This is a genomic window from Desulfosporosinus sp. SYSU MS00001, assembly GCF_049943955.1.
Lineage (GTDB): Bacteria > Bacillota > Desulfitobacteriia > Desulfitobacteriales > Desulfitobacteriaceae > Desulfosporosinus.
In genome coordinates, this window is sequence record NZ_JBNFTW010000005.1 from 350412 (window position 1) to 359427 (window position 9016).

Below are 9016 nucleotides of genomic sequence, written 5' to 3' on the forward strand. Positions count from 1 at the left end.
TTTGTTCAAGACAGGCGCATTATTTTGGAACACTTTGTAGACCATTGGCTAATTAACAAGTTTTAGCTCAAAAAAGCAAATAGGAAATTTATGGCTAATATATAATATTGCCTTCCATTCCAAACTTGGCTCAGAGCGCACCGATGAGGAATTTAAATAATTGTGCTTAACAAGTGAACTCGCTTACGCTAAAGCTGAACATCGAGGCTTCAGATACAATAATGTCCAGTGGACATTATTGCCGAGCCGCCTTTCCCGATAGGAATACTTAGCGGCGAAGGAGGACTCTACCCCACCTGAAGTTAACGAAGGACGACCCCCACTTATAGAAATGGGGGTCTTAAAAACAGGATAAATCATCTGCGTATGTTCCCGACTTTTAAATAATATATTATAATTAATATAATAATCTGTTCCTGTTTACACTTCCACAAGTAATTTCCTAATGCTTATTATGCTTATTGTTACATCTGAAGGAGGTATAACAAGATGATCGAAGAGCAATTTCAGAAAAGATACAAATCCGGAAATACACCTTGGGATAACGGCAAACCCGATTTCAACCTTATTCAGACTGTAACAACGATGGGCATAAAACCCTGTCATGTATTAGAAATCGGATGCGGAACCGGCAATAACTCTATATGGCTTGCACAAAATAACTTTGATGTTATTGGTATCGATGCTTCTGAGATTGCGGTACAGAAAGCTTTTGAGAAAGCTTCAAAAGCCAAGGTCAATTGTTCCTTTATCGAGACGAACTTTCTTAAAGACAAAATTGAAGGCGCACCATTTGGCTTTGTCTTTGATAGAGGTTGTTTTCATGTATTTAATTCGGATCAAGAACGAATTATCTTTGCTAAAAAAGTATCAGCCAATCTGGAAAAAGACGGTCTCTGGTTGAGTATTGTTGGCAATGCAGATGAACAACGTAATCATCCAGGTCCTCCTCAGCGTACTGCCAGAGATATAGTTAACTCAGTGGAACCTTACTTCGAAATTCTTTCGCTTGTTTCAAGCCATTTCGAGTCCGACCGTCCGAACCCTCCTAGAGCTTGGGTTTGTTTAATGCGGAAAAGAACTCTTCCTTTTAGTGCCACCTCTTTATAATCTTGACAAATTCTTGAAACAAAGCTCATAAAATATCATGAATTTTATTGTATTCTAATTGCAGAGGAAATCACAAAGATAAAGATAAGAAAAACCATGAAAAAGACTAAAAGCCGTCCTTGCTGTGGGGCGGCTTTTAATTTGAAATTTTTAATTTGAAACCTTCAACTCATAGGTTTGTTCAATCAGTTTCTTCCCCCACTCCTTATTTTCATGTTCCGCCACTTTCTTAAACCCTACTTTCATGTACATTTTTTTCGCAGTCTTTTGATCATCTGTTGTCTCCAGAAATACCTGCTTATATCCTTTCTCCTGGCAGTATTTCAGAGCTTCATTTAGCAGAGTGTTTCCCATGCCAATTCCTCTGAATGATGGATGGAGAATGAACCATCTTAACTGTGCCCGTGTTGCAGTATGTCCAACGATGGCAATGGCTCCAATTATTTCTCCATTCGCTTCTGCAAACCAGAATCTATCCTTTTCCGCATTGTATTTATTAAACATATCGAAAATGGTCTTGCAGACATAGCCTTCAAACATATAGTTATATTTACATTCTTCAGCATAAAACCTTCCATGAAGATGAATTAAATAGCCCACATCTCCCGGTCTCAATTCACTGCGAATTGTAATCTTTTCTTTGATTTTTAGAGGGTTTTCTGAGAAAGCGTTTTCGATCGTTTTCATGCTTTCTACAACGCTCATTTTATCTTGTTCTGGCAGACAGCTGATTAATTTATAGATTTGAACATTAGACAGATCATCCAACGTTGAAAGAGTATTTTTACCTTTATCCGTAAGGTAAAGGTAATATAACCGACCATCTTCCGGGGATTGTACTCTGTATATAAGGCTATCATTCTCAAAGCGTTTTAATATTCTGCTTAGATAGCCCGGATCAATTTTTAACTCTTCTATTAATTTCTTAGCTGTACAAACTTCCATATGTTCAATATCGTATAAGACCCGAACTTCTGCAAGCGAAAATTCGCTTTCATAAATATGCTTGTCCAGTAATCCCAGAATATTAGTGTAGAACCGATTGAATCTTCGAATGATTTGTATCAAATTCATGTACTGCGAATTCACGATGGACCCTCCTCCTCAATAAGTCACTTATTTAAATATGATATAATTTTAATAAATTATTTGACTATGTCAACTAAATTTCGAAAATAATAACTCACCTTCCCCCCAATCAAGTGATGGAAGGATAGCATTTGGTGTGAAGGAGCTTCGAAAAGCACTCGCATCCTATTTGAATTCTGGCAAGAACTTATTATTTTCGATGTAAAAAGTCCCCCTCGAAATATGAGGGAGACCTTAACCGCAAAATTAATATTGAATTATATTAATGCATTATCCCAAATAATTATCGCATATTAGTTTTAAATAACAACCGGGCAATTAACCAATATTATAAAAGTGTTTTCCCCGGAAAAAGTCTACCATACTCTGATTCTTTCACCAGGATAAATAAGACTCGGACGATTACGAAGATTAGGATTTACACGTAATAGGTGATGAACACTTGTTCCGCGTTTCTTTGCAATTTTATAAAGGGTCTCACCACGACGAACAACATGACGATGCATCCAATTATTCCTCCTTTGTAGATCTGCTAGATCTAATCTATACTATGGCAGGACTAACGTTTATCGTGCAAGTACGCTTCAATTTTCTCGAAGTCCGAATTGTTTCAGCAAAAACTTCCATATGTAAAATATTCCTATTAAATAAGACGTTGTTTACCTTTTTATCTAAGTCGATTGTATCGCTATACAATGACTTCAAGATCTCCATATTATACATACCTTTAAATAGGGTCTCGTTGGCCTGCGTGAACGTTCGCCTTATTTTAACAAGGTCACCTGGTTTTTGATTTTTGAAATATAATGCCGCATGACCAAACCCTTCGGAGGCCAACCTAAATCCGATAATATAGTCCCCTTTCACTAGTTCAATATTGGCCATCTCCCTGGTAAGAGTATATTTTTTACCTCTAATAATTATCTCCTTTGAAAATTTGAGTTTAGCAATTTGGTTGGAAATTTCCAAAGTCTTCTTTTGACAATCCTTTGCCAAGCGGATACCTTCTTCAAGGGTCTTGGGATGTGCCGTATCATATTGATCCATTATTAACCTTCCTAGGTAGTCTAGTTTATATAGTTCATCAGAAAAGACCTTAAGTAATATGAGAACCTCTTGTTGATATTCTAATCGTTCCGGCATTTCTAAGTTTCGACCTATAGTTTTTGTACTGGCCAAAAATGGTACCAAAGAAACTTCATTTACTACGTTTTCCCACGTCTGATTTACGTCAACATTTTTGTTTTGCGTCCACATTTTAAAAATATAGTACCCTATAATAATCACAGCGAGAACTCCGACGACTAAAACTATTCTTTTCGTTCTTAACCCCCCAATCTATATAAGAAGATTTTCAAATTTGGTATAGATAGTTTATAAGACTAATTGAAGGTCTTAATATTATTATTTCCAATTGGTTCTGAGTATTTTGCTTTTAAGGCTTCCAAATCAAACATGCCCTTAAGAAAGTACTCATCAGCCTGTCTAAATGAAGCCCTCATTTGGTTTAGAGCATTCGGATTTTGGTCACCAAAATAAGGTGATACATAATCATAACCTTTTGAGGTAAAAGTGAATCCTTTTATGAAGTTATCCTTAATTTCATTAATACTCGCATGTTCATCCTTGAGATTGTACTTTTTCCCTCTAACAAATACTTCATTTGGAAACTCTATTTTCGAAATGTCAGCAGCAATCTTTGACATTTTAGTCTGAACACTTTTCGAACGTTGAACCCCTTCTTGGAAGTCTTTGGGTGGAGATTCCATAAACTGCTCTATTACTACCGTTCCCTGATGTCGAAACGCGTTCATCTTCTCAGAAAAGTCCTCGATCAGTTTTAAAACCTCTTGCCGATATTCCTTATCCATCGTCTCAGCGGTACCTGGCAAAATAGTTTTTTGGCTCCCCCAAAAGGGCACTTGAGAAATTTGATTTACTACATTCCTCCATATCTCGGTTACATCGGCTTTTCTATTCTGAGACTGCATCTCCAAAATTCTATACCCCGAAACACCCAGTACTAAAATTAGCCAGGAGATTAAAATAATTCTCCTCGTTTAAACCGCCCCCTTAAATTAACCTTCGAGGTACTTTTATGCGTTTATGTATAAATAAATGATGAAATAAATTAATGGCTAAAAGAAATATCTTCTAGCCATTTTAGTTAAATTCTTTAATTCTTATACAAGTTAATCCTAACCATAACAGTCAAACTCTTTTCAGGAACACCTTCCTATATCTTCTTGATACTATTTGCCTTGTTTCTTAAGATGCAATTCTCAATCATATTGAAGGATAACAATCTCTTTATCTTCTTTGTATCCTTTTATATTGGCTTTATCAATGTCCAATTCCTTACACGTTTTAGCCTTAAACCCTGAAGCAGCAATGAATTCATCGACCTTTTCAAATAAAAAGCCAAGTAGTCCAAACGCCTTTGTCCGGTAATGCATCGGAATCACAATTGCCGGATTAAGCTGCTTCATAACTTGAACAGCATCCAGTGCATCAATGGAAGCGCGTCCACCAACGGGGAGCAGGAGTATGTCTACGGTTCCTATTTCGTTAATCTGAGTATCTGTCAGCATATGTCCCAGATCGCCGCAGTGGCAAACCTTGATTCCATCAATACTAAAAGTATATACCGTGTTTTTTCCCCTTTTGCTGCCCAAAGCCTTGTCATGAAATGTTGCTACCCCTTTTATAGCAATACCATTTACCGCAAAAGTTCCGAGTTCGTTGATATGGGTAAAGCTGCATTTGACTGCATTAACATTATTATGATCGAAGTGATTGTGACTAGTTGATACGATATCCGCTTGAATTTCAGGCAGCTTATATCCCAACATATTTTTAAACGGGTCAGTGAGTATTTTTGTGCCATTTTCTGAAGTTATCAGAAAACATGATTGGCCTAACCATTTGATTTTCAATTTGCGGCACCCCTTTTTATGGTTGATCAGCACATTCATTATGTTAACAAAAGTGGAGTGTTCCCCATTTAGCATGAATAGTATAAGCGGAGATCACTCCACTTGTCAAGATTAACTTTATATCTAAAATCATTAGGAGTTGTGAGGATTCGTACTGAACGTCGCGATGAGAGCAGTATTAACCGACTTTTTATGTTTATGAATATCGCAAATACGTCGCACACCAAAAAACCGGCCAATGTCACAACGAAGTGACTTCACCCGGTTTTAATACCCTATTTAAATTCACAATCTCAGATCCGCCAAGATGATCAGCAACCAACTTACCAAAAAATCACGCTTGACGGTGCAAATGATGTTTCAAAGGATAGGGTTGTTTCAATTTATCTAATTTAAGCAGCAAAACTCCGGATACAATAAGCAACCCTCCAAACAGTTGGCCGCTTGTTAGTGTTTCTCCTAAAATGAAACTAGCTAATAAAGTCGTAATTGCAGGTTCTATGGTACTTAAGATAGAAGCTCGGCTTGCGCCTAAAAGGGATAGCCCTTTTTGATAACAAAAAAGAGGAATAATCGTACATAATATGGCTGTTCCAAGGCCTACGGCCCACAGGGCCAACTGAGAGTGAGCCGAAAAGACATTGATTGGAGGATAAATTACAATGGTGGCAAACAAACAAATGATGGTTATACAAGCGGATACGGTAAATGGATCTGACTTTTCGGAAAGATACTGTCCATTAATATTGTACAGGGCATAAAATAAGGCAGATGCAACAGCATAAAAAAGTCCTGTCATATTCATTTTTTGCCCAGACATGTTTCCGGCATCTACAACCAGCAAGCAACCGATAAAGGCGATAAGCAAAGTAACTACCTTAACGAATGATATTTTCTCTTTAAAAATTAAGGTGGACATAAGTACAACCATTAGAGGATAGGTATAAAGCAATATATTTGTAATGATGACAGACATATGCTTAATGGAGAGAAAATAGGTATATGAACATCCAAAAAAAAGTAAGCCCTGGAGGGCTAATTGAATAGAACAAGATTTAGATATCTTGAAGCCCTTTCTTTTACTCACAAATAAGATAAAACCCATTAAGCTGCTGGCTATGAAAAATCGTGAGAATAACATAAGATCCATGGTTAGGCCTATGTTATACCCCCATTTTATGAATATGGGCAAAGCCCCATAGCCTATAGCAGCTAAAATAATTAATAAATAGCCATTTAGCATGTCATTGTTTCACTTCTCCTAACACATATTACCCGATACTTAAAATTATAGGTAACGAACCGACTATTTACCAATACCTAATGATTATATAGGGTATACACAAAATTTTAGTAATTTTACGTGTAGCAAAAAAGTGAACCTAGAAATGCCAAAATCGTAAAAAGCAAACACCAATATACTATGACTTAAGAACTTTACAAGTACCTCTATTCATAGCTGCTACTGCCGCCGCCACTAGAATTATTCCCATTACGGCAGGCGCGTAATGTCCAAGGGATACATACAATCCACCTCCAAGGATAGGCCCGATGATTCGCGTCAAAGCCTGAACGGACTGACTGCCTCCTTGAACCCTGCCTTGCTCATCAGAGCTGACAGCACAGGAAGTTATTCCATTTACAGCCGGGCCAAAAATGGCATCTCCAAAACCGAACACAATTGTACCTGCGATAAAAAATGGAAAGTATAAGAATATACCGGATACCGCAATGAGAGCATAAGCTATAGTCTCAGAAACCATGCCCAGAACTGCAATTTGTGACACTTTGAGTTTCTTCAGAAGCTTGGGCATTATAAGACTTTGAGTAATAATATCCAGTGCGCCGAGAATAGAGAACATAACTCCTATTATCGCCGGGCCCCATTTAAAGGCATCTTTGGCGAATTGCGAAAAAAGGGTTTGCAGAGAACCGGAGGGTACTCCGAGCAAGAATATCGCAATGAAAATCCATTTTAGATTATTGGTAGAAACTATACTTGCTAATTGAGTAAATGGATTCAACCTCGCTAAAGAGATTGTATCCAGTCTGCGGTCTTTGCTAAGACTTTCGGGCATATAAATGGCCCCATAGACGACATTTAACAACGTTATTATTGCTCCAAAATACATGGGAGTAGAATAGCCGAAATTAGCAAGCAGTCCGCCTAGACTAGGTCCGATGATGGAGCCTGCACCAGCTGCTGCGCCAGCCCATCCGAAGTATTTCGTTCGCTGATCCGCTGGAGTGATGTCTGCAAAATATGCCAAGATGGTGCTTATGTTACCGCCTGTAAGCCCATCTATTATGCGTCCCAGAAACAGTACCCACAGAGCTCCGCCTATACCAAAGATCAAGTATCCGGCAGCGGAGCCCAAAAGGCATATTATGAGTATCGGACGGCGACCATACCGATCGCTCAAAGCTCCAAGCCCGGGAGCCGCAAAGAAAACGCAGACCGCGTAGATGAAGGTCAGCAGTGCAACAACTATAGCTTGATTTCCAGGACTCTTTACAAAGGGTTGTACTAAAAATGGGACAACAGGTGCTGTGAGGCCGAAACCTATACCATAAAGAAATACGGAAATCAGACCGAATATTAAAGCATTCTTACTAACAGTTTGTTCTGTAGATTTTGTATTAATTGATTTTAATTCGCTCATCAAGATTTCTCCTCTCGAAAAAAAGTGGTTATGTTTCCTTGGCAACATAACCACTTTAGCATTGTATTGTTTCCGTGTCAACTATATTGTTTCCGTGTAAATTATAAAAAGAGAAGGGTATCATACGTTGATATTCCAACGTTTTGACACTCTCCCCTTCAAGCTACATTTCATTATAATCCAACTATTCAAAATCTCTTCGATTTTCTATATCTACACTTTGCTTCTTGATTTCTTCATCCAAATGTCTTCTATACGTTTCCACGAAGCTTAGCATCGAATCAAATTGTTCCTCGGTTACCTGCTCAAATACGACTTTATCCCGCTCCTGAAACTCTTTATGCAGTTCCTCATGGACTTTGTAAATTTCTTTCCCTTGCGGAGTCAAGCGAAAATAGATTTCTTTCTTGTTAACTGGCTTCTGGTAGCTTTCAATAACGCCTTTTACAATGAGCTTCTTAGCTATTTTACTTATGGCTCCCCTAGTCATATAAAAGGACTCCGCAAGTTTTGTCACGTTGGAATCCTCATTTCTTCCGATGTATTCGATACAATGTACTTCAGAGGACTTATAACCCTTAAGACTGTCTTCCATCTTCCTATTAAGAAAAACCATCTTGTTGTATAAGTCCCTGAAGCCCATCATGAGCTGTTCTTCTTTGTCCATGGCCAGTCCTCCCACCCGTGCATTACCAATATTATATTAAACTTTTGTTTCTATTTCAACAATACTAAGTTAGTAATTAATCGCTTGACATTATTTACAAAGATATTGAGTTATCGATTTAATCACCCATATATCCGCTCTTCTCAGGGTAGTAGATGAACACGTAGATACTCCCGGTAAAAGCGAATTCAATCATTTAATATCTATTGTTTGCAACGGACTTCGTTATAATAAAACTAGGCGCACATTTTAAAGCGCCTAGTTTTATCTTGATATATTATATTATATTTTAATCATATAAACTGTTTCAAAGTTTCTCCAAGATATTTAATCCCTTCAATTATCCTCTCCTCAGGCATGTTAGAATAATTGACCCTAAAGGTGTTCTCTTTTCCGCCGTTAGGAAAGAAAGACCCCCCCGGCATGAACTGAACCCTGTCTAACGGACAGTATTAAAAAAGTCTATCGTAGAATTTCATGGATTTACGCAATCTGGCATCGCTTTTCAAGCGGTGTCAGTTTTGTTTTAAGCTGAATACGTTCATGGTTGT

General features: G+C 37.8%; 9 protein-coding genes and 1 pseudogene. 1 reads left to right on the plus strand and 9 read right to left on the minus strand.

Annotation, left to right across the window (positions count from 1 at the left end):
- Positions 1-489 precede the first annotated feature (489 nt).
- Complete coding sequence (locus ACPUYX_RS11905) at positions 490-1110, plus strand: class I SAM-dependent methyltransferase (protein ID WP_426379874.1); 621 nt, start codon at positions 490-492, stop codon at positions 1108-1110.
- A gap of 150 nt (positions 1111-1260) precedes the next feature.
- On the opposite strand, the gene ACPUYX_RS11910 is transcribed toward ACPUYX_RS11905, so the two are convergent.
- From ACPUYX_RS11910 to ACPUYX_RS11950, 9 genes and pseudogenes are all read right to left on the minus strand, one after another.
- Positions 1261-2199: a bifunctional helix-turn-helix transcriptional regulator/GNAT family N-acetyltransferase gene (locus tag ACPUYX_RS11910; RefSeq protein WP_426379875.1), complete on the minus strand. Its 939-nt coding sequence runs from the start codon at positions 2197-2199 to the stop codon at positions 1261-1263.
- 356 nt (positions 2200-2555) lie between these two features.
- Positions 2556-2705, minus strand: a complete 150-nt coding sequence (locus ACPUYX_RS11915) for a LysM peptidoglycan-binding domain-containing protein (protein WP_426379876.1) — start codon at positions 2703-2705, stop codon at positions 2556-2558.
- A 37-nt stretch (positions 2706-2742) separates the two neighbouring features.
- A complete protein-coding gene (locus ACPUYX_RS11920; protein WP_426379877.1) occupies positions 2743-3486 on the minus strand; it encodes a hypothetical protein in 744 nt (247 codons plus the stop codon).
- Positions 3487-3581: 95 nt separating this feature from the next.
- Positions 3582-4196: a hypothetical protein gene (locus tag ACPUYX_RS11925; RefSeq protein ID WP_426379878.1), complete on the minus strand. Its 615-nt coding sequence runs from the start codon at positions 4194-4196 to the stop codon at positions 3582-3584.
- Between the two features lie 285 nt (positions 4197-4481).
- Complete coding sequence (locus ACPUYX_RS11930; protein ID WP_426379879.1) at positions 4482-5135, minus strand: MBL fold metallo-hydrolase; 654 nt, start codon at positions 5133-5135, stop codon at positions 4482-4484.
- 334 nt (positions 5136-5469) lie between these two features.
- The gene (locus tag ACPUYX_RS11935) at positions 5470-6378 is read right to left on the minus strand and encodes a DMT family transporter (RefSeq protein ID WP_426379880.1); all 909 of its coding nucleotides are present in this window, start codon (positions 6376-6378) and stop codon (positions 5470-5472) included.
- Between the two features lie 178 nt (positions 6379-6556).
- On the minus strand, positions 6557-7798 hold the full coding sequence (locus ACPUYX_RS11940) for an MFS transporter (protein ID WP_426379881.1): 1242 nt from the start codon (positions 7796-7798) through the stop codon (positions 6557-6559).
- Positions 7799-7982: 184 nt separating this feature from the next.
- Complete coding sequence (locus ACPUYX_RS11945) at positions 7983-8465, minus strand: MarR family transcriptional regulator (protein ID WP_426379882.1); 483 nt, start codon at positions 8463-8465, stop codon at positions 7983-7985.
- Between the two features lie 293 nt (positions 8466-8758).
- Positions 8759-8899 (minus strand): annotated as a pseudogene (locus tag ACPUYX_RS11950) (aminotransferase); the annotation flags it as partial.
- Positions 8900-9016 lie beyond the last annotated feature (117 nt).

Bases quoted from the DNA above. Each gene is read 5' to 3' on its own strand.
- ACPUYX_RS11935 (WP_426379880.1), bottom strand. From the start codon at position 6,378: ATGCTAAATGGCTATTTATTAATTATTTTAGCTGCTATAGGCTATGGG.
- ACPUYX_RS11945 (WP_426379882.1), bottom strand. From the start codon at position 8,465: ATGGACAAAGAAGAACAGCTCATGATGGGCTTCAGGGACTTATACAAC.
- ACPUYX_RS11905 (WP_426379874.1), top strand. From the start codon at position 490: ATGATCGAAGAGCAATTTCAGAAAAGATACAAATCCGGAAATACACCT.
- ACPUYX_RS11915 (WP_426379876.1), bottom strand. From the start codon at position 2,705: ATGCATCGTCATGTTGTTCGTCGTGGTGAGACCCTTTATAAAATTGCA.
- ACPUYX_RS11940 (WP_426379881.1), bottom strand. From the start codon at position 7,798: ATGAGCGAATTAAAATCAATTAATACAAAATCTACAGAACAAACTGTT.